Origin of the sequence: Eubacterium uniforme (genome assembly GCF_900167115.1) — a bacterium.
Classification (GTDB): domain Bacteria; phylum Bacillota; class Clostridia; order Lachnospirales; family Lachnospiraceae; genus Eubacterium_S; species Eubacterium_S uniforme.
On sequence record NZ_FUXZ01000010.1, the window covers coordinates 23381 to 45645 of the forward strand.

24 protein-coding genes are annotated in these 22265 nt (G+C 29.8%); all 24 read left to right on the top strand.

The features are described from left to right. Nucleotides 1-24: 24 nt before the first annotated feature. The gene (locus B5D16_RS08400) at nucleotides 25-294 is read left to right on the top strand and encodes a hypothetical protein (RefSeq protein ID WP_078766543.1); all 270 of its coding nucleotides are present in this window, start codon (nucleotides 25-27) and stop codon (nucleotides 292-294) included. A 708-nt stretch (nucleotides 295-1002) separates the two neighbouring features. After that, nucleotides 1003-1635, top strand: a complete 633-nt coding sequence (locus B5D16_RS08405; protein WP_078766544.1) for a hypothetical protein — start codon at nucleotides 1003-1005, stop codon at nucleotides 1633-1635. Nucleotides 1636-1871: 236 nt separating this feature from the next. Next, the gene (locus tag B5D16_RS08410; RefSeq protein ID WP_078766545.1) at nucleotides 1872-3416 is read left to right on the top strand and encodes a hypothetical protein; all 1545 of its coding nucleotides are present in this window, start codon (nucleotides 1872-1874) and stop codon (nucleotides 3414-3416) included. A 139-nt stretch (nucleotides 3417-3555) separates the two neighbouring features. Beyond that, entirely contained in the window at nucleotides 3556-3714 is a 159-nt protein-coding gene (locus tag B5D16_RS12475) for a hypothetical protein (RefSeq protein WP_159444348.1), read from the top strand. A 110-nt stretch (nucleotides 3715-3824) separates the two neighbouring features. Then, nucleotides 3825-4373: a GNAT family N-acetyltransferase gene (locus B5D16_RS08415; protein WP_078766546.1), complete on the top strand. Its 549-nt coding sequence runs from the start codon at nucleotides 3825-3827 to the stop codon at nucleotides 4371-4373. Between the two features lie 26 nt (nucleotides 4374-4399). Further along, nucleotides 4400-4936 carry a metal-dependent hydrolase gene (locus B5D16_RS08420; protein ID WP_078766547.1) on the top strand — a complete coding sequence of 179 codons (537 nt, stop codon included), beginning with the start codon at nucleotides 4400-4402 and terminating at the stop codon, nucleotides 4934-4936. 99 nt (nucleotides 4937-5035) lie between these two features. After that, nucleotides 5036-6289, top strand: a complete 1254-nt coding sequence (locus B5D16_RS08425) for an ATP-binding protein (RefSeq protein ID WP_078766548.1) — start codon at nucleotides 5036-5038, stop codon at nucleotides 6287-6289. 10 nt (nucleotides 6290-6299) lie between these two features. Beyond that, nucleotides 6300-6779 carry a Cys-tRNA(Pro) deacylase gene (gene ybaK, locus B5D16_RS08430; protein WP_078766549.1) on the top strand — a complete coding sequence of 160 codons (480 nt, stop codon included), beginning with the start codon at nucleotides 6300-6302 and terminating at the stop codon, nucleotides 6777-6779. A gap of 183 nt (nucleotides 6780-6962) precedes the next feature. Continuing rightward, nucleotides 6963-7085 carry a hypothetical protein gene (locus B5D16_RS12730; protein ID WP_278286381.1) on the top strand — a complete coding sequence of 41 codons (123 nt, stop codon included), beginning with the start codon at nucleotides 6963-6965 and terminating at the stop codon, nucleotides 7083-7085. Nucleotides 7086-7526: 441 nt separating this feature from the next. Beyond that, entirely contained in the window at nucleotides 7527-8753 is a 1227-nt protein-coding gene (locus B5D16_RS08435) for a protein kinase domain-containing protein (RefSeq protein ID WP_078766550.1), read from the top strand. Between the two features lie 157 nt (nucleotides 8754-8910). Next, nucleotides 8911-9363 (top strand): hypothetical protein, encoded by a 453-nt coding sequence (locus B5D16_RS08440; RefSeq protein ID WP_078766551.1) that lies wholly within the window; start codon nucleotides 8911-8913, stop codon nucleotides 9361-9363. Nucleotides 9364-9537: 174 nt separating this feature from the next. Then, entirely contained in the window at nucleotides 9538-10980 is a 1443-nt protein-coding gene (locus B5D16_RS08445; protein ID WP_078766552.1) for an ATP-binding protein, read from the top strand. A 184-nt stretch (nucleotides 10981-11164) separates the two neighbouring features. Then, nucleotides 11165-11524: a hypothetical protein gene (locus tag B5D16_RS08450; RefSeq protein WP_078766553.1), complete on the top strand. Its 360-nt coding sequence runs from the start codon at nucleotides 11165-11167 to the stop codon at nucleotides 11522-11524. A 25-nt stretch (nucleotides 11525-11549) separates the two neighbouring features. Continuing rightward, nucleotides 11550-11771, top strand: a complete 222-nt coding sequence (locus B5D16_RS08455) for a hypothetical protein (protein WP_078766554.1) — start codon at nucleotides 11550-11552, stop codon at nucleotides 11769-11771. Between the two features lie 30 nt (nucleotides 11772-11801). After that, entirely contained in the window at nucleotides 11802-12200 is a 399-nt protein-coding gene (locus tag B5D16_RS08460; RefSeq protein ID WP_078766555.1) for a hypothetical protein, read from the top strand. 31 nt (nucleotides 12201-12231) lie between these two features. Continuing rightward, the gene (locus tag B5D16_RS08465) at nucleotides 12232-14742 is read left to right on the top strand and encodes a DUF6273 domain-containing protein (RefSeq protein WP_078766556.1); all 2511 of its coding nucleotides are present in this window, start codon (nucleotides 12232-12234) and stop codon (nucleotides 14740-14742) included. 149 nt (nucleotides 14743-14891) lie between these two features. Continuing rightward, on the top strand, nucleotides 14892-16208 hold the full coding sequence (locus tag B5D16_RS08470) for an ATP-binding protein (RefSeq protein WP_078766557.1): 1317 nt from the start codon (nucleotides 14892-14894) through the stop codon (nucleotides 16206-16208). A 19-nt stretch (nucleotides 16209-16227) separates the two neighbouring features. After that, nucleotides 16228-16725 carry a hypothetical protein gene (locus tag B5D16_RS08475; RefSeq protein WP_078766558.1) on the top strand — a complete coding sequence of 166 codons (498 nt, stop codon included), beginning with the start codon at nucleotides 16228-16230 and terminating at the stop codon, nucleotides 16723-16725. A 185-nt stretch (nucleotides 16726-16910) separates the two neighbouring features. After that, nucleotides 16911-17408, top strand: a complete 498-nt coding sequence (locus B5D16_RS08480; RefSeq protein WP_078766559.1) for a hypothetical protein — start codon at nucleotides 16911-16913, stop codon at nucleotides 17406-17408. Nucleotides 17409-17619: 211 nt separating this feature from the next. Beyond that, a complete protein-coding gene (locus B5D16_RS08485; protein ID WP_078766560.1) occupies nucleotides 17620-18147 on the top strand; it encodes an RNA polymerase sigma factor in 528 nt (175 codons plus the stop codon). Continuing rightward, nucleotides 18134-19444, top strand: a complete 1311-nt coding sequence (locus B5D16_RS08490; RefSeq protein WP_078766561.1) for a hypothetical protein — start codon at nucleotides 18134-18136, stop codon at nucleotides 19442-19444. Before B5D16_RS08485 ends, B5D16_RS08490 begins: the two co-directional genes overlap by 14 nt. Before the next feature lie 259 nt (nucleotides 19445-19703). Continuing rightward, nucleotides 19704-20225: an RNA polymerase sigma factor gene (locus tag B5D16_RS08495; protein ID WP_078766562.1), complete on the top strand. Its 522-nt coding sequence runs from the start codon at nucleotides 19704-19706 to the stop codon at nucleotides 20223-20225. Next, the gene (locus B5D16_RS08500; protein WP_078766563.1) at nucleotides 20225-21823 is read left to right on the top strand and encodes a hypothetical protein; all 1599 of its coding nucleotides are present in this window, start codon (nucleotides 20225-20227) and stop codon (nucleotides 21821-21823) included. Before B5D16_RS08495 ends, B5D16_RS08500 begins: the two co-directional genes overlap by 1 nt. A gap of 114 nt (nucleotides 21824-21937) precedes the next feature. Then, nucleotides 21938-22216: a hypothetical protein gene (locus tag B5D16_RS08505; RefSeq protein ID WP_078766564.1), complete on the top strand. Its 279-nt coding sequence runs from the start codon at nucleotides 21938-21940 to the stop codon at nucleotides 22214-22216. Nucleotides 22217-22265: the final 49 nt, after the last annotated feature.

Here is a 22265-nt window from a genome sequence, read left to right on the forward strand (position 1 = left end):
TAGTTCTTCAAAAATGGAGGAAGAATGAAGAAAACAATATCGAGAATATGTGCTATATGTGCGATTATTGCGCCGTTTATAGCTACACAAATAATGTTTAGAATAGAGCCTGAATATGAAGAGGCTTTAGAGGGTGGAATTCTTATTGGATGCTTTATTGGAAGTATATTAGGTGTGATTGCCTTGCTTACTAATAAGCATAACAGCAAATGGATTAAAGTGTTATCCATATTACCAATGATTCCATTAATGTTGTTTTTAGCGCTTGCTATACCATTTTGGATGTATGGGTGAGTGGTGTGAAAATTAAATAAGATATGATGAAGGAATCGGCTGAGGCCGGTTCCTTTTATGATTTAGGAATATTTATTGACACTTGACACCTGAACGTATATTCGATAAAATATATGTATGGGTGCTGCCCTAAACGGTGGACGGTTAGTTCCTCTTATAAAGGATATAGTCCTTTTAGTTATTTAATTCAGTTAGATTAATACTAATTGAAAATATATAACGAAAGGAGGAACTGCGTATGATTACATCAGAAAGCTTAGTTAGTATAATTAGTTTAGTTCTTACGAGTATAAGCTTTGGAATTGTACTTGCGAATATAAACGCAAAAAAATAACCGCCCTACTACACAAATCCTGGGTGGTTATTTTTTAACACTCTAGGAACTAACCGTTAACCGGGTAGCACCTTCAACTACATAATAGCAGACATTAGTAGGAATGTCAAATAAGTAAGAATTGGTTATATTGGACTGATTCTTTTTTTATTTGAATGAATAATTGCCCTGCCTTAGTGGGAATTTTAAAGTGTATGATTTGATAAAATAATTAAAGAAAGATAAATATTTGCATAGTTGTAAAACTATAGTTAAATTATATAAAATATATATGCAAAATACACAGAGAAATTATAGAAAAAGTGAAAACGTTGTGATAAACTGACAATATATATGATTGATGGAAAATGAAGTGTATACAAAAGGAGAAAAAAATGGGATTTTTGATGCCAGGTATATATTGTAATGGAAATGAACAATACGATTTTGAGTTATTGTATTATATGAAATATTATTTAAATAGTATTGAAGTTGCTTTGTTTTATATGTTTGATATAAAAATAATGAAAGAAACTATGAATCTAGGTATATTTGAAAATGATGCGGCTTATTATCATTTTTATACGGATCATCTTTTGTATTGTATGGGACAAATTGCGATGAGGTTTGTAGAAGGAAACGAAAAACAAAATGAAGTCAAAAGAAGAATTGAAATAAATAAAAGGGCGTTAGGAGTTAACGAAGATAAGTATCCAATTCTTTGTGATAAGAGATATAGAAATAGTATAGAACACATTTTTAATAGGAATATAGATATTATTGTTGAAAATGGTCAAGTTGGAGGGTTTAATTTTATTAATAATCAAACTGAATATGATATTAGAAAAAATCTTTATGAAGAAAAAAACAAATATGTATGTATATTAGATATTACTAATAAAATGATTCAATTAAATAACAAAGGAAATTGGTTAGAATTAGATATAGATAAATTGCAAAAAGAAGTAAAAGAACTTAAGAAAAATGTTGATTGTAATTGGAATATGTTACGTGAGCATATTAAATAGTTGTAATATTGAGAAGGAAGATATAAAAGTAAGATAAAAAATAGAAGTATTTATGGTGATAATGTTGTTTGATTGGTTATAAATGGTAATGGTTATTAATAATAAAAATAAATGTTTGAATTGATCAGGCTTGATTCGAGGAATAAAAAGACACCAAGTCAGAAAAATTAATAGATTGTAGTTTATAAAATTATTAAGAGTGGGTAATATAGAATTACATTAATGAGGAATTGAATATGGATATAAGAGCAATGTATGAAGATATGTTTGAAGATATTAAGCATAAGATACAGAAAAAGGGGTCAATTATAAATGGATTTGATGTGATGGATAGATTTGATGAAGAGATAAATAAAAATAAGATAATAAATTTCTATCCTATAAAACATGATTCATATAGTCAAAAAATTAAAACTGTTGAAAAGACCATGGTTTTTGTTTTTGCAAATTTTTTTTATCATTTATGTTTAATCAAAAATAAAGAAGTTAGTATTTATGGAAACCTTATTAAGGTGAATAAAAATGGGAAAGAGATGTTATACGGGTTTGCTCTTTCGCATGAAAATTATTTAATGAAAAATGAATACGACTCAAAAAACGGAAAAAAATATGATATAAAATGGATTGATTTTAATAATTTTTTATTTAAGGAAGAAGTGGAAAAAAACTTTTTATCGTTGTTAGAGTATATATTTAATAATCGTAAAATTGCAGAAGAATGCTTGACAGCTTTTTATGAGGTTGTGTCAGAATATAATGCGGTTTTATATAAAGAAATGGGGGTGGATATTGTTTATAAACCAACAGAGGAAGTTTGGAAACATATTCAGGAAATAATAATAAAAAAGATAAAAGAATATAAATATGATGAAAAGATTTTTATATCAAAGAATAAAATGGAAAAGTTAGAAAATAGATTTATTGATAGTAGATATAGAATATTGTTTTCTGATTTGAAATTTGCAAAAAGTTTTTATAATGCAGAATGGAATATAATTAATGGTTATATTCAGGAAAAAACAGGTGATTTAACCGGGTATATATATGGAGCTATAAAATCAATAGAACAGTTATTGAACTTTATCATTTTTAGCGAAGAAAATAAGAATAGAAAATTAAGAAAACATAATGGGAGAGATTATATTTTTATTGAAGATAATGAGGATCAAGTTGAAAGAAGTTTATCTAGTTATTTAAACTTTGTTAAGTATTATGGTGAAAATGAGGAACTGTTTGAAAACAATGAAGAAATAATAGAAAGGGTAAAGCGTTTAAAAGAATCATATAGAAATCCAATATCCCATACTGAGAATATTGAACATAGAAATAATATAGAAGATATTGAAAATAGGGTTTTTGAATTGTTATTTTTGATAATAGCAGGGTATAATGGAGATTGTATAGATTTGTTTTTGAATGACAATAAAGATGATATATATGAAGATTTAGTTGTTTATGAAAAAATAAAGAAATGGATTGAAAGACAGCTTAATTGGATTGATTGCCACAATGATAATACAATTTATATTAGTGTTAATATCAATTATGGTGAAAGAAATAGTTCAATAATGATGTATAAAGAGAAAAAAATAGAATTTAATTCTATAGAAGTTGCAACTAATCAGATAGGTTATACATTGTGGTTAGAAGAGACTGAGAGAAAATTATTTTTGGAAAAAATAAAAAGAATAACAAATTATGTTATAGAAGAAAATAAATTAACGGATGTTATTTGTTTTGAAATAATAAAAGATAATATTGTTCGTTTTTTAAATAAATAGCATGATAGTTTTCGCAACTTTTTTTCCGTGAAATATAATTTTTTAATTTGTATAATATGCTCATAATAAAACACGCGGTAATGTTTAGCTAAAGATATATATTAGTAAATGGGGATAACCCAAGAAAGGAGCTAAACATATGAGTGTTACAATCAAGATTACTTGTAAAGTTGCCGTAGGTGTAGGCATATTTGCGTTAGGAATAGCTTGTGGATCAAAGCTAGACGTGGAATCTGCGAAAGAAGTGTTAAATCATATGATTGACGCTGGTAAGGAAGTAGCCATTGCTTATAAATAAGCAATGGCTACTTCTAAATTAACTATAATAGTAATAAATTACCATCAATAAGGTCTAATTTATTACGCATCTTTATGATATGTTTTTAATAAATACGAGGGGATTAAAATATGAAATTTAAAGAGAGAACATTAAGATTGAAAAATAGAAAAAAATGTACATTAATGCCAGTTACTCCGTTCATGGCAGAAGCTATGATAGCTTATAAGAAAAGAACGGTAAGAGAAACATATTATTCGGTGTTTTGTTCTGATGAAGTTGACAATGATGTTGAAATTGAAAGAAAAATAATCATCAGTCGACTAGTTAATCCTGAGAAGTGCGAAATGGTTGCAATTGTAGGGGGTAAAGTTGTGGGGACTTGTTATATTTGTCCATTTGTCGATCTTAGAAAAGTAAAACATCGAGCTTCTTTATCAATATCTGTACTTAAGAAGTACTGGGGACTAGGTATTGCTAATGCTATGTTGGAGTATACGATTGAACTATCCAGAGAGATTGGTTTTAAGCAAATAGATATTGAAGTTATGGATGATAATTATAGAGCGTTAAGTCTTTATAAGAAACATGGTTTTGTTGAAACTGGTTATCGACATAATGCATATTTATTAGAGAATGGTACTTACCATGATGAAATTTTGATGTATAAAGAATTGTAATAAGTATCTTAAGGAGGTACAAACTAATGACAACTAAAACACATTTATTAGCTGGGATGGCGGCTTCACTTATATTTCCTTGGGCGAGGACACCTGAAGGGATTGTGTTCGCATTTGCTGGAGGGGCACTTGGTGGTGTGATTGCTGATATGGATAAGTTTAATAAGGATTTAGATGATGGAAAGAAAAAGACAGGTATTATTATGGGACAGATAATAGGATGGAGTATGTTTATAATAGCTATTATTCATGACTTTATGGTTCAAGGGCTAGAATATAAGTACTTTATGGAAATGCCTGTTTGGGAGAGGATTATGGGGATCTTAATGTTTATGATTATATTAGGGTTTGGTATCAAGTTTGATTCTGGAAGGCATATGCATACTGTGTATATGGGTTTATTGCTTTCTATGATTTTACATTCGATTATTCCAAGTATGTATATAGAATTTACACTTGGCTACATGACTCATCTTTTGCTAGACTGGATCAGTGGAGAGACCGACGTGAGGTTGTTATTGTCAATGGGACGCAGAGGTGATAACGCTATCAAGTTGAGATAATATTAAACTATATGTATACAACGAAAATGCAACGATTTTAAAATCGTTGCATTTTCGTTGCACTTATATTATAATATCTACATGAGGAGGTGCGTCGTTATGAAGGAGAGTAGAACTGTAGAATTTAAATCAGAAGTTACTAATACCTTTTTAAAAACTGTAAGTGCTTACGCAAATTTTTGTACAGGTGTTATTGAGTTTGGAATACTTGATAATGGTAAGGCTAAGGGTTTTGAAGACATTGAAAAGGTATGTTTAGATATAGAGAATAAGATTAATGATAGCATTAAGCCTAAGCCGGATTATTGTATGGTGATTAATAGTAATAATAAAACTATTACATTACATGTGTATGAGGGTAAGTATAAACCATATTTGTATAAAGGAAAAGCTTATAGAAGAAGTGATACTTCAACCGTTGAAGTTGATCAGTTAGAATTTAAGAGACTTACGCTTGAAGGTAATAACATGTACTACGAAGAACTTTCTAGCAATAAGAAAAAGCTTGAGTTTAGTTATTTTGAATCCAAATTAGTTGAAAAGATTGGTATCAAAAAGCTAACTGATGATATGCTTAGAACATTTGGTTTTTATAATGATGATAAGAAACTAAATATTGCTGCTGAGTTATTTGCTGATAAGAACTCTTTTAAGGGGATTGATGTTGCTAGATTTGGTGGGTCGATAAGTGAGATTTTGGATAGAGAAACATATTCGAATTGTTGTATTTTAAAACAGTTTGATGATATAGTTGCTATGTTTAAAAGATATTATCAGTATGAGAGGATTAAGGGGTTTGATAGAGAACTTGTTGAACTTATTCCTGAGGAAGCTTTTCGTGAAGCTATAGCGAATGCACTTGTTCATAGAACATGGGATATTGATGCTTGTATAAAGGTTTCGATGTTTGAGGATAAGGTTGTTATTACTTCACCTGGTGGACTTCCTAGGGGGATTAGTAAAGATGAGTATCTTAATGGTAATATTTCAAATTTACGTAATCCTATTATTGGTAATGTGTTTTTTAGAATGCATTATATTGAAATGTTTGGTACGGGTATACAGAGAATATTGGAGAAATATGAGGGAGCATTTAATGCACCTAAATTTGAAATTTTTGAAAATTCAATATCTGTAACTTTACCAGTTGTAAGTGTGTCTTATAATGTAACAACAGATGGTGAACTTCTTTTGGAAACATTGGATACAGGATTGCAATTATCTAGCAGCGAAATTGTAAAAAAGACAGGATGGAGTAAGGATAAAACAATTAGAGAAATTAATGTTTTAAAGGAAGCAGGTTATGTAAAGAGTATCGGTAAGGGCCGAGCAACAAGATATTTAAAAAACTAAAGGAGCACATATGAAAGCAAAAGATAAGACTAATGTCATGAGAGTTTTAGATAGTAAGAAGATTGAATATACAGCACATGCCTATGAGGCGGATCCAACTCTTACGGGTGCGCAGATTGCAGGGATTTTAGGTGAGGATACAAGTAAGGTTTTTAAGACTCTTGTGACTCAGGGTAAGACTAATACTTATTATGTATTCGTTGTGCCGGTTGAGGCTGAACTTGATTTAAAGAAGGCTGCTAAGGCAGCAGGTGAAAAGTCCATTGCCATGATTAAGCAGAAGGATTTGCTGCCATTGACAGGTTACGTTCATGGGGGATGTTCACCTATTGGTATGAAGAAGCAGTTTAAGACTTTTGTTCATGAGACGGCACCTACATTTGAGAGGATTTATGTTAGTGCTGGTAAGGTTGGCATGCAGATTGAACTTAATCCAGCAGACCTTATGAAGGTAGTTAACTGCATAAGTGCAAATATAATTGTAGATTGATTTAGTAATGCAACGGAGGAAACTTCGTTGCATTTGCTGCGTTTTTATGGTATTTTCGGGGAGTGAAAATTTTTCTAAAAAATTTATTCTTTTTACGTGACCATATGTTGCGTGATATTGTGTACATTATGAAGGGATAAATAAGTGCTTAATTATTTTGAGTATTTGAAAGGGAAAATCTTAATGCTAGAGACATATGAAAAAGAAGACATAGAAAGTACAATTAGGACTTATAGTCATGTGTTATATAGAACATGTTTCTTGATGCTTAAGAGCAAGCAGGATTTGAAGAAATTGCAACATTAGGAGATCATTCAAGATATAAAGCAAAATTTGGTGACAAGCTTTACTTTGTAGTATTTGGTGAAAAAGCAGATAAATCAGATGATAAAAGTAAGGTCATATTTAAGTCATTAGATAAAAATACTCGTGAAATCAAGACATTCGGTGAAGTAAGTGTTAAAGATTTAGGTTACGAGGATGGCTGGATTGAGTTTGATGAGTTTAAGAAGGATGACATAGTATTATATATTACTGATGATAAAACAGATGAAACTACAGAATGCAAGTATACTTTTGAAACAAATAAGTTAGAAAAAATTGGAGTTGTAAAATAAACATGAAAAAATTATAAAGAGGGAATCTCCCTGCATCTTAGGATGTGGGGAGATTTTTTATGTATGTTGAGAAGTGTAAGTAAGTGAAGTATAATTTTCTTATAGAGATTTTTAGAGAGAAGGTGATAGTGTGGTTTTTCATAATATTTTTGGAAAGTTTGTAAATAAGAATGATGAATTTGATTTATCTGATTGCAAAATCATAAAACCTTTAAATGATAAAGGAACGGTTAATCAAATTTCCTTGGGGAGCAAATGCTACGTAGTAAGAGCAATTAGTGAAGATGTTGTTGAACTTTACAAGCAACTACTTAATACTTATATAGATAACATAGGAAATGTGCTTGCGATTATTCCAGTAAATCAGAAAGATACGGAAACTGGTTTAAGTAAAGAATTACAAACCATGGTGGAAGTTAACGATGCTGATTATATTGTTATTGAGGATTACATAGAAGGTGCCTCTTTGCTTGCTTACATTAATGAAACAGGCAAGTTTGAAACGGAAGAAGTAGTTGATATTGGTATTAAGCTTTGCAATATTTTGGAGGATCTTCATAGTCAAAATCCGCCGATTATTCATAGGGATATAAAGCCTAGTAACATCATTAGAAATTTTGATGGTGAGATTTTCCTTGTTGATTTTGGCGCAGGTCGAAACAAGTGTGCTGATGATAATATGAAGGAGCATGACACGCATATGCTTGGAACACCTGGTTATGCTGCACCGGAGCAATTTGGTTTTGATGTATCTGATGAGCGCGTTGATATCTATGCACTTGGTATGGTTTTGAACACGCTTTTAATTGGAGGGCATTCGAATAAACCAATCATGCAAAATCCTCTTACCCCTATTATTAGCAAATGTACTTTCATGGATAAAGATGTACGATATACGTCTGTTGAACTTTTAAGGAATGAACTTAAAGGAAGTGTGAAGAATTTTGAGAAATACACTGGAGAAAAAGTTAGTAAAAACACTTTGGATAATGAAGATGCACTTGAAAATGAAGATGTAACTTATGATGATGGAAGACCAGATTGCTTTTTAAATGATAAATATAATCCAAATCTTCCGGTTATAGAAGAATGTTTTTGTACACGTTGTGGTGATATACTTAACAAACAGACTGGATTTGATCCAAGAAATAAAAGTTGGGTATGTACTAAGTGTGGTCAGCTTCTTTTTGGTGAAGAAGGTGCACCGAACACTGAAAAGTATCCTGATGTTTCCTGGTATTGTGATAAATGTGGAGATTACTTGAATCTTCAGGAAGGCTTTACAGATACATTAGGAAGTTGGAAGTGTCATAGATGTGGTTATGAAAACATGATAGATGATGCACATATAGGATAGTAGCATTTTGATACTATAATTTATAGCAAATTGCCACTAATATGGGGCAATATTGAAAACCAATAATATATATAATAATTGTTGAATAATTAAACAAATATTGATTTGTATCAAATTTGTATGGTTATTGGATTATTAGTATGTTATTGGGTAGCTTATGATAGAGAAACAGACAAGCGAATTAAACAAGGTTTTAGCCCACACACATGTGGAAGAATTTGCTGAATTTATAGATAAAAATAAAGATGCCTTTATAAAAGATACTGCGTTTAGAGAATACTTTTCGAAACTATTGAAAGAAAAGAAAATTAGTCGTAGAGAGGTTTTTATTGAGGCTGATATTTCTGATAGATATGGATACAAGCTTCTTTCGGGAGAGAAGCATACAAATCAGCGTGACATGATTTTAAGAATCTGTTATGCCGCATCATTTACCATTGATGAAACACAGATGGCCCTTAGGTTGTATAGACTTCCTGAATTATATTCAAGGATTCCAAGAGATGCCTTCTTCATAGCGTGTTTTAATGAAAGACCTGGGAACATAAATGAAGTTAATGAGTTGTTGGTTAAGAATGGATTTGATGCGATATTAAAGGAAGATGTATAAAGACTAGTGAGTGGAAACTTGCTGGTCTTTTTTTTGATGTTGAAAATTTGAGTTTTATATATATTTTGTTTTAAATGTATTGATTTTATTCGTATTTGAGGTATAATAATTTTATCTAATCACGATTAGACTAATCGTGATTAGATAAAATATACAATAATGTGGGTGATGCATATGTTTATAGGTAGAGAACAAGAATTAAATTTTTTAGAGGAAAAATATAAATCAAATAAAGGTGAATTAGTTGTTCTATACGGTAGGAGACGTGTTGGAAAAACAGAAACATTAAAGGAATTTTGTAAGGATAAATCAAATGTATTTTATTCATGCAAGGAGGTTTCTGACAGACAGCAATTAATAAGTTTTTCAGCCAAATTATTAAAGGAAGATATACCAGCTTCCAAATATATAAATGAATTTGCTGATTGGGAAGATGCTTTTAAGGCTGTTGTTGATTTACCGTATGGGAAAGAGAAAAAACTGTTGATTATCGATGAATTTCCATATATGTGTAAGGGTAATTCTAGTATTATGTCTATATTGCAGAATCTTTGGGATAATGTTTTGAAAAATGAAAACGTTATGATTATTGTTTGTGGCAGTTCTATGAGTTTTATTGAAAAGGAATTGTTAGCTGAAAAGAATCCTTTATATGGAAGAGCAACAGGAATCTATAAAATGGAAGCTATGTCATTTTATGATGCGATAAAATTCTTTCCAAATTATTCAGAGCGAGATAAGGTGTTAGTATATGCAATACTTGGGGGAATTCCACATTATTTAAATCAGTTTTCATCGGATTTATCACTTGAAGATAATATAAAAAAGAATATTTTGTCAAAGGGATCTGTTTTATATAGTGAAGTTGAATTTATGCTCAAGCAAGAACTACGAGAAACACAATTGTATAATTCAATAATTGAAGCAATTGCATATGGTAATAGCAAATTAAATGATATAAGCAATAAGTCATACATTAATAATGCTTCTAAGGTAAGTGTTTATTTAAAAAATTTAATTGAACTAGAAATAATAAAACGTGAGTTTTCTGTTGATGTAAAAGATAAAGAAAAAGTGAATAATAGTAGAGGCTTATATAAAATAACAGATAATTATTTCAGATTTTGGTATGCATTTGTTTTTAACAATATATCTGAATTAGAAAGTGGAGATGTGGATGGTGTATATGAATATGTAATAAAACCGTCTTTAAATGATTTTGCAGCTCAAACTTTTGAAGATATATGCTTGGAATATATGCGTGCAAAACAGAGAAAGAATGAATTACCATTTAGATATAATAAAATCGGTAGGTGGTGGGGAAAACTTACTAGAATTAATGATGGAAAAAAGGAAACGGTAGAAACTGAAATAGATATTTTAGCAACACCTCAGAAATTGAATAAATGTATAATAGGAGAATGTAAGTTTAAAAATAAAGCATTTTCTTATAAAGAATACATGGATACAGTTTCAAAAAATTATGCAGATAGTGAGAAAACAGAAGTATATTATTTCCTATTCTCAGCAAATGGATTTGATAAAAAGATAGAAAGTGAAGCATTGAATAATAACAAAATAATACTTGTAGATATAAAGGAAATATGTAAGGGATAGGGGTGAAGATACATTGGCCAGTGAGTGAAAACTTGCTGGTCTTTTTTATTGTAAAAAAATAAAAAGTAATCGATAAATTGCCACTAATATGGGGCAATATAACGAGCGTTTAAATAATATAATTAGATTATATAAATGGTACGGGAATTTAAGGTTTTAAGTGAATATAAGGAGGTATTAGGTTATGAAAAATAGAAATGTATATAGGATTTTTACTGTTTCAGGTTTGGTTTTGATAAAAATGTTAGATACGTTGTTTAAAGTTGATAGAAAAGGAAAAAAATATGAAGAAGGTATACCAAAAACTGAGATTGATAGAGTAATAGAAAATGATGTTGATGACTTTGTGGCTGATGAAGAATTTGGAAGGATAGATGAAGTAGGATACAAAGATTTAAACGTTAATTCTTATAAAAGAAAGTTACCAAGAGGATTTAGAAGATCAAGCAAAAAAACAAAATACGCAGAGGAAAACAATATTGAATTAGCGGATGATGAAACTTTTGTAGATGGATATACAAAATCGATAAAGATATTTAAATAAGATATTATAGAGAAAGGAGTATAAAATGGAGAAAAAATATAGCTTTAGAATTTTGGATGAGTATGGAGGCGTTGTTTACGATTATAGTGATGATGTTGATTCAGACGATGAATTTTTTGATGATGAGGATGAAGCAATGGAGTGTGCGGAAGATAGACTTGGTGCGATGAGGCTTGGGTATGAAATTTCTTCGGATTTTCAAGATGAGGATAATAATGAATATGAAATAGAGATTGATGAAGTATAAGGATAATTTACTAAGAAAGGAATAGAATGTATGGGAGAAGGAATTGTAAAATTTTTACAAGATACTTGTAATGAAGTACGTAATAAGCATGATTTTGAGATTATGATGCGAGAGCAAGAGTTAGGTATTCATATATTAATAAAAGCTCTTATTTTTAATAAAATTAAGGATGAGCGAATTATACAAACAGTGCAAAAGTATTATGATTTAAAAAGAAGCGAAGTAGAAATAAAAATACAGTATGTTAAGAACGTTGATATTAAAGTAGATGAATTAGTTCAATTCATGAATGAAAATCTAGATTTTACTATAGAAGAAGCTTGGAAGTGGGTTTGGGTTAATAAAATAGATGAGAAAATTAATGACAACAAATCATTTTCACAGCTGTCTAGTAAAGCATTGTGGGAACAGCTTAATAAATGGCCATAAAAATATAATGATAGGAAGGTAGTAGGTAATTATGATAAGAAAAAGTTTAGCTATAGTTATGTCGTTATTTTTAACCAGTTCGATAATTAATATGAATGAAATTAATTCAGTTTGTGCGAATGAAAAAGATTATGAAATAAATAATCCTAGGGTTAAATATTTAGAAAGAGAAATAGTCACATTTGGTAACTTTTATCAAGAGGATACAGATGGAAATGGTGTGGTAAATAGTGTAGATAAAAAAACACCAATAAAATGGCAAGTTTTATCCGAAAATAATGGAGAACTATTTTTATTATCAGATGTCATTTTGACAAATTATCAATATAATAATGTTGGAGTTAAAGATGATAATGGCCAGATAAGCTATGCATGTGATTGGAGTACATCAGGTGTAAGAAAGTGGTTAAATTCAACATTTTGGAATGAAGCATTTTCTAATGATGAAAAATGGGAAATTAGCAATAGCAGTGTAATAACTTATAATACATCAACTTCATCATTAACATATGATAGAATTTTTCTACCTTCTAATGATGAAATGGTTTCGTATGGATTCGATAGGGATTATAATTCCTATGATTATGCAAGGGTATGTAACATATCTCGGTATGCTGAAGGATATAATTACGCAAGTAGATATATGTTGCGTACAACAGGAAGTACTAAAGAAGAGTGTATGTGTGTGAGTTCGGCAAATGGTAAAGTAAATGTTGTTGGAGTAAAAAATAATACTTATATTGGCATAAGACCTGCTATGAAAATTAAAAGAGAATATGTGAATAGTGTAGAGGTTAGAAAGATAAAAACAATCGATGCAGAATATGATTCAGTTTCTTTAGGAAGATATAGTGGGGAAAAAATAAAATGGAGAGTATTAAGCCGAGATAATAATGATGTGTTTTTATTAGCAGAAAATATTTTTACACTAAAAAAATATAATGATGAAGTAATATCTAGTACATGGGAAGAGTGTTCGCTTCGAAAATGGTTAAATGAAGAACTATATAATGAAATATTTGATGAAAATGAAAAAAAGATTATAAAAGAAACGTACGTTGAAAATAAAGATAATCCTACGTCTGGAGTATGGGGAGGATATGATACATATGATAAAATGTTTTTGTTGTCGTTAGAAGATTTGAAAGAAGCAAAATATGGATTTTGGGGGAATGATTATGATTTAGTAACAAGGATTGGATACAATTCAGAAGGTTCTGCTTCAAATTGGTGGTTAAGGTCTCCTTCAAATGCTGTTACGACTGCATGTATGGTAGATAAGAATGGTCGTATATCAAGTGCTGCGGTTAGTTCAAACTTCGGTATACGCCCGGCTATCCATATTGATTTAAAAGACGCGGAATTAGTGTTAACAGAAGATGAAGATGTTGATACAGTAATTGATATGATAGATGGTTTACCATTAGTTGAAGAAGTTAAATTATCTGATAAGAAAGAAATTGATGAATGTATAGAAATGTTTGAAAGTTTATCGCCAAAACAAAAAGAAAAGATTTCTAAAGAATTATATGCTAAATATTCTGTTTTGAGAATTGCCATCAGTTATTTAGAGAGTATAAATCAATTAGAAGAAGAAATAAGTAATAAAAGTAATCTTCTAACAGAGGCTCAGGAATTGGTAGAGCAATTAAATACTCAGATTCAGGAATTACAAAGTGAAAAGGAAAGTAATACAAGTTTAATTAATCAGCTTAAAAAGGACAAAAAGGATTTAGAAGACGAGATCGAAGAATTAAATAATAGTGTTGAATCTCTTGAGAAAGAAAAGAAACAGATAGAAGACGATAAAAATAAAATTATTAAGTCTAAAGATGATTTGATTGATGTATTGACAAGTAATAACGAAAGTTTAAATGATTTATTGAAACAGGCAAATGAACAAAAGAATGCATATAGTAGTGAATTAGATTCAATGAAAGAACAGAATAAGAAAATGAGTGAAACTATATCATCGTTACAGTCAGATTTGTCTAAAATCAGTAATAAAAAGACTGAACTTGAATCTACAGTTGCAAATTTAGAAAAACAATTAAAAGATAATAAGAATAATGCTAGTGTTGATATTAAATTGAAAGCTGGAGATGTAGTTGTTGATAATATTTCAAAAGTAAAATATAAGATTCTGAAAATGGGTACTGATAATGCTATGGGATCAGTTGAATTTGTAGCTCCGTTGAATGCAAATAATTCTAAGTTTATTGTACCTTCAACAATAACAAATAAAGGAATTACTTATGAAGTGATTCAGATTGTAGATGGTGCATTTAAGGATAATAAAAAATTAAAGAATGTTGTTATTTCTGAAGGCATTAAGAAAATTGGTAAAGAATCATTTGCTGGTTGTAAGAAATTAAGAAAGATTACAATTAATACAACTGTTCTTAAAAAGGTAGGTAAGAATGCATTCAAAGGAATACATAAGAAATGTGTTATAAAGGTACCTTCTAATAAATTTAAGAATTATAAGAAGAAATTTAATAAAAAAGGACAGAGTAAGAAAGTAAAGATTAAGAAAATATAATATGAGTGGATAATTTAAAAAGTCCTATGGATTTTGCAGTAGAATCTGCAAAAGTCATAGGACTTTTGCAATTATTCTTGCAAAAATGGCACGACTTTTGATATAATAACTACAAAATCCATAGGACTTTTTTGGAAAGAGAGGATTATATGTATAGAGAAATCACTAAGGATTTGTTGAAATGGAAGGATAAATCACGAAGAAAACCGTTATTATTAACTGGTGTAAGACAGTGTGGTAAAACATATATAGTTGAGGAATTTGCTAAGGAGAATTTTGATAAGTATGTTTATGTTAATTTTGAGGGTAATGAAAAGTTAGCATCAATATTTGATTATGATTTAGACGTAGCACGTATAATTAAAGAATTAGAGTTGTATTTTAAAATAAAAATAGAGTCAGGGAAAACATTAGTGTTTTTTGATGAAATACAGGAATGTCCGAGGGCAATTACTTCATTAAAGTATTTTTGTGAGAATATGAGAGAACTTCATGTGGTTTGTGCAGGTTCTTTATTAGGTGTTGCATTAAAAAGTGAAAACATTTCTTTCCCAGTTGGAAAGGTAAATAGAATGCAATTATATCCTATGAGTTTTAAGGAATTTATTATAGCAAATGGACGTGAAGATTTAATTGAAACATTTGATAATTGGCCATCGGATAGGGTGATTCCTGAGTTATATTCAGAATCGATGCAAAAACTTTTGAAGGATTATTATATTGTTGGTGGCATGCCTGAAGTTGTGAAAACCTGGATTGAAACAAAGAATATTGAGGATGTAGAAGAGATTCAGAAGGAAATTTTAGAGGATTATGCTGATGATTTTTCAAAGCACGCACCAATAAGTGAGGTTCCTAAGATTAGATGGATATGGGATTCTATTCCTGTTCAATTAGCAAAAGAAAATAATAAGTTTGTATTTTCACATGTAAAAGAAGGAAAGAGATCTGCTGATTTAGAGGATGCTTTGCAGTGGTTAGATGATGCAGGTTTAATTAAAAGATTATATATTGTTGAAAAACCAGAGGTCCCACTTGCAGGATTTGCTGATAAAACATATTTTAAAGTATATATGTCGGATGTAGGATTGTTAAGGGCAAAATCAAAAATAGATGCTAATACTATAATTGAAGAAAAGGATTTGTATATAAGATATAAGGGAGCATTTGCTGAAAATTATGTTTTAAATGAGTTACGAGCAAATGCTATTGAACCATTTTTCTGGAGATCAGGGAACACAGCAGAAATAGATTTTGTTTATGAATCTGAAGGTGAGATTGTTCCGGTTGAAGTTAAAGCGGCAGATAATACTCAAGCAAAGAGTTATAGACAGTTTTGTAAAAAGTATAAGGTAGGATTGGGCTTTAAGTTATCTACTAAAAATATAGCTGAAAATATGTGTGAACAAACTAAAACATATAGTTTGCCATTGTATTTAGCTTGGAATATGGATAACTATAAATAACAAAAAGTGAGGTGTGGCTATGAACGAAAAAGAGACTAAGGATTTAGAAGATTTTTTGAGTAATCCAAATGAAAGCTTTGAGACTTTCAAGAAGAAGTTTGAAATTGATGATGAACTTGAACCGTTCCATGTGTATGCCTCAGAGGTTATAGCAAGGAAAAGGGCAAAGGCAAAAGAAGAGGGAAAGAATTACAGGTTTTATAATAGTAATCAGATTTTTATTAGAGCGAATATTAAGGAAAGATATGGATATAAACTTCTTGAAAGAAAGGATCAACTCGGGAATAAGAGAGACATAGTATTTAGGATTGCTTATGCGGCTGGTTTTTCGGTGCAGGAGGTTAACAGAGCACTTAAGTGTGCAGGATTTAGTCCTTTATATATTAAAGATAAGAGAGATGCTTTTTTATACTATTGTTTTAAAACAAGGATAAATAGTTTTGATGTTGATGATCTTGATGAGAAGTTGATAGAGAATGGATTTGCTCCATTAGATACTGTTGGAAAAGATATGTAAAACTGGCCTTAATAGGTCAGTTTTTTTATTGTGAAAAAATTTTTAAATTTTTAAATTTTTTTTGGAAAATGTCCGGAAAAGTATTTTTAAAACGTATAGTTAGTGAAAAAGATAAATAACGCGTGTTTATTTTTGAACTTAAAAAAATATAAAAATATAATTATGTATGATAAGGAGAAATAAAAATGATGAATAAAATGATTAATAAGAACGAAAGAATGGGAAGAGTATTTAGATATGTTGGAGTTACAGCATTTGCTGTAGTTGCTATGGGTGTATTTGTTAGTGGAGCAGCTAATCATAAGGGCAATAAGCCTGTTAAGGAAGTTGTTACTATTACATCTGAAAAGGTGACAGATATGGTAGAGACAACAACAGAAGAAGTAAAGACTGATGATGTTAAGTACACATACATTTTTGAACATGTAAGTGATGAAAACGGTCCAGAACGTGAACCATTTGAAATTGGTAAAGCTACATTTAAGATTAAAGCTGGTTTCAATGATGATTATGTATATGTTAAAGGAGAGAATAGTAAAAAGTTTAAGAAGGTATGTTACTGCAGAGATGATGTTTATAGTGATGGAGAATTTGTATATTACATTACTTACGATGAAAACGATAATGAAGTAGCAATGAGATATGATATTGAAAATGATAAACATGAAGAAGTAGACAGATAAAAAGAGGATAAGTAAATGCATGAAAATGCCCGAAAAACTAGCCTTGATAATGCTATTTTTTTGTGATAGACTACGACGAGAAAAATGAAAAAAATAAAAAATAAAAAATTTTCTAAAAAATGTCCGGAATAGTATTTTTAAAACGTATAGTTAGTGAAAAAGATAAATGGCGCGCATTTATTTTAGAAAATGCAAAGGAGTATAATTACTTATGGAGAAATTTGTAAGAGAAGTTTCAGATGTTGAAGAAACTATTGAAAAGTATTCAGATCTGATATACAGAACCAGTTTTCTGATATTGAAGAACAAAGCTGATGTGGACGATGTTGTACAGGAAACATTTTATAAATATATGACAACGGATATGGATTTTGGAAATGAAAATCACAAGAGAGCCTGGTTGATTACGGTTTCTCAAAATAAGTGTAAAGATCTTTTAAGATCGCAAAAGATACGTTCTTATGTTACATATGATGAGATTGAAGAAAGATACTCAGATGATGAAGATGTTGAAAAGAAGGATATAGAAGAATATGTAGAATTAGCAAATTTAAGTTATAAGAACAAAAGTGTTTTCATGCTATATTATTTTGAAGAGTATTCAATTGAAGAGGTTGCAAATATTTTAGGAATATCAGTTTCAGCAACAGAGAAAAGATTACAAAGAGCACGTGAAAAAGTTAAGAGGGCCTACGAAAAAAATAGTAAAGGAGGAGAAAAGAGCTATGAAGTACGATAATGTTGAAAAGAATAAAGTATATGAAAAAACAAGTATGAGTGATGTGGAAAAGAAAGAACTTCTTGCAAATTGTTTGAAAAAACGAGAGGAGATTTTATTAGAGAAAACAAATACTAAAACTGAAGCTATCAGTGATTTTACTGCAAAAAGAAATGAAAAAATGAATAAGAATGATGGAATAGGAAGAGTGTTCAAGTATGTAGGAGTTGCTGCATTTGCTATAATTACTAGTGGTGCAATTATTGGTGGAGTTGCTAATTATCAGAATGGTAAGAATAATATGCCAGCTAAGACAGGCGTTATTGCAACTACAGAAGAGGATAAAGATCCAGTTGTAAATAAAGAAGTAGAGGTTGATAATTCAACATATAAAGTAATTTATGGAAATGATTATGGAGTAAATTCTCCTGGAAATGATGGAATTGAGATAAATGGAATTAATTTTAAAGTTGATGTAAAAGATAATAATGAATATTTATATGTTAAAGGTAAAGATGATAAAGATTTTAAAGAAGTAATTGACTTATATTGTGTTACAGATGTTTATACAAATGGAGAATATATCTATTATTTTGACGGTAAAGAAGGCGAAAAAATATATAAATATAATATTAAAGAAAATAAACTTGAAGAAACAAATGTTGTTAAAACAATAAAAGACACAGCTCCAGAGAATATTGATGATGAATCTAATCAAGTCTTTTTTGGCAAGAGTTATGTTTTTAATGATGTTATGTATTTAAGTGTACGTCACACAATGTATGATAAGGATAATAATGAACACGATGAATGTGATATATATGCGTTAAATTTAATTTCAGGGGAGACTAAGAAATTTAAAGAGGATAGAGCAATTTTAGAAGCACATAATAACTGTTTAGTAACACGTAGATATATGAATCCTGATAATCAGGAATGTGAACAATACGAAACATATATTGAAATGATTAAGGGCGATAAATTAGAAGAGATTACATCTTTGGGTGAACTTTCAGATATTGTACCAACAGAACTTACAGTTAGTAGAAAATACTTTTATTTTGAAAAGTTTGAGAAAATTCGTGATGAACTTTATTGCGATAAGTCTGAAGTAAAATTAATGAGAATATCAAAAGATGATTTAGGATCTGAAGTAAAAGCTGAAGAAGTGGCAACATTAAAGACAAGTTACTTTTCAAGACCAGTGGATGAAGATATCGAAATAAATAAAGTTAAAGATAAGTATTGTGAAGTTGTTATTAATTCTGAGTATGAGTATAGATATACATATGAAACAAAGAAAGTTGAGGATCTATAAGAACAAGAGAATACTTCTAAATGATTGATAACAAAAACGTAGATTATAAGGAGTCTCAAAAGGGCTATGAGCTTGTGCTCATAGCCCTTTTTGAGTTGAATATTATTGATTATCAAATAATAAATTGATATAATTAGCCATGGATTTTACTAAGAAGTATAAAAAAATAAGGGATGTTGTGACTTTTTAAAAATATGAATTGTGTATAAAGTGAAAAGGATAAAGTACTGTGTCCTTTTGGCTAGATTAGGAGTTATGCATGGACAAGAGAGAACGACAACTCGACGTCGAGGAAACTATAAATAAATATAGTGATTTATTGTATAAAACTAGTTTCTTGATGCTAAAAAATCAACAGGATAGTGAAGATATAGTGCAAGAAACCTTTATTGCATATATTAAGAATAATCCAGAGTTAAATGACGAAGAGCATAAGAAAGCATGGTTATTAAAGGTTGCTCAGAATAAGTGTAAAAATTTACTTAAATCTCATAAGATTAGGGCATATGTTCCATTTGATGATGTGGAAGAAGTTATACCGGGTGAGGAAAAGGAACTATATGAAGAAGATTCGTCAGAATTATTGGCGATTTCGAATTTGAGTTATAAGTATAAAAGTGTAATAACGCTTTATTATATTGAAAATTATTCCATAGAGGAAACCGCCAAGATTTTAGATATTTCCGTTTCAGCAGTTAAAATGCGATTGAAACGAGGGCGGGAAAAATTAAAGATAGAATTTAAGGATAGAGAAGATCTTTTGAAAGGAGGTGCTTATTAATGAGTTTTAGTAAAAATGGTAAAAATACAAGATATGATAAATTAAATATGAGCGCTGAATCAAAAGAACGTATTCTTAATGAATGTTTAAAAGTATTAGATGAGGAATATGAAAAAGAGAGTGTAAGTACAGTTGTTGGAACAACTGACGAAAGTTTTGGCATAAACAGAGAGAGTACGGATGAATTAAGTTTAAAGAGAAGTGAGAAGTTAGATAGAGAAAGTGATTATGATGATTGGTTTAAAAAGCTTGCAGTTGCCTCATTTTCAATTGTTGCAACAGGTGCAATTATTGTAGGTGCAATGAATTACAATAAGATGAGAAAGAAACCAAATCTTGCAAAGGAAACTACAACTGTAGTTACTACTGCAAAGGAAAGAGAAAGTGTTACTGAAACAAGTGAGACAGACAAGAAGAAAGATAAGAAGAATAAGGATGATTCAAATAATAAGAACAATTCAAGTTCTTCAAATAATAAAAAGGAAAGTAAAGATGGTTCTTCAAATTCTTCTAAGTCAGGTGAAAAATCTGGAAAAGATAGTAAAACGTCAAAAGATTCAACAGAATTTGCTGATGCTAAATCTCCAGCAAATTGGATTAATGAACGTTTAGAAAAGTTAAGTAAAAGTTGTTATTATGCAGATGGTTCGCTTAAGGATGGATATGAAGAGAAGACGTTTACTAGTGCTAATGGTAAAACTTATAGTATAGTTGGTAGAGACTTTATTGAACTTACAGCTACTCAGGATAAGGGAAATTTTGATGTTGAGGCACCTTCAAATGTTGTTTATTTTGTGGTTGAAGATGTTGCTTATCAGTTGGTTTTAGATACTGTGTTTAAACATAAGAATTATGGTGAATTTAAGGAAGTATCTTTTGACCAGTCAAAGTACGAATATTTATTTAATACAAAAGAAGATGTTGATTATTATTATGATAAGTCTGAAGATGAATATTACTTGGTAAATACAGATAGTAATAAGACAAGAAAAGTATTTGATAAGATTGAGATGATGGATGCTCCTATATCTGATATTGCTTATGATTGGAATAGAAAGAGTTTGAAATTCATATGTGATAAGATGGGGAATCAGCAGGCAGATTATGATTTGCCAGGGATTAAGTGCTACAAGATGGGATGCTTTACTCAGGATGGAGAACTTGTTAAGGAGATAAGCATTGTTGAGGATCAAGATGCTGGAAATCACTATTATAACGTAATTAATGATATTGAAAATGGCTGCATTTATTACGTTTCTAATGATAATAATCTTTATAGAATTGATAATGTTATTTTTGATAAGATTTCAAAAGCTTATACTAAGAGCACTTTAAATTCTATGAAGAGTTCTTATCCTAGTATTTTTAATAATCATACTTGTCAGTTTGATGAAGATGATACTTGCTTAGGATTACTTAGAAGTGTGATTACTTTGACAGCTGAATCTAAATTTACTCTTCTCGCTGAGGATGTTAGATATATTAAAACTAAGTCAAATGAATATATTCAAACTAATAAGTTAGATGAAAAGATTATTGTAGTATCGACAGCCGGAAAAGCAACAGTGGTTGAAGAAGATGATAAAGTAACATACTAAAATAATAGGGAGCATGGCTAGGTGAAGCCATGCTCTTTTACGCTTTTTTTGACTTTTATTAATATTATATTTAAAATCAAAATTAAATAAAAAAGGAAAAAAGAGGTACATATTATGTTGAAAAATTGGATGGTAAGAATTTATATTGTACTTATGTTTTTAGTGGCATTTGCTGCGAGTAAGGTAAGTATGCTTGAAGCGGCAGAAGGAGATGTGGAAATTAAGATTCTTGGTAATAACAGTATCTGTAGATTACAGGATTATATGAGAAAGATGATATATATCCAGGATTTAGAAGTTAACTTTACTGAAAATGGTAAGTTGAGTTTAGAATGGGATCAGGTTCATCTGGAAAATAATGTTGAGTTGGTTAGAGGAGGAAATTCTGTTTAAAATAGTACTAAAAGTCATATTTTCTGTATTTGAATTATACTAAAAATAT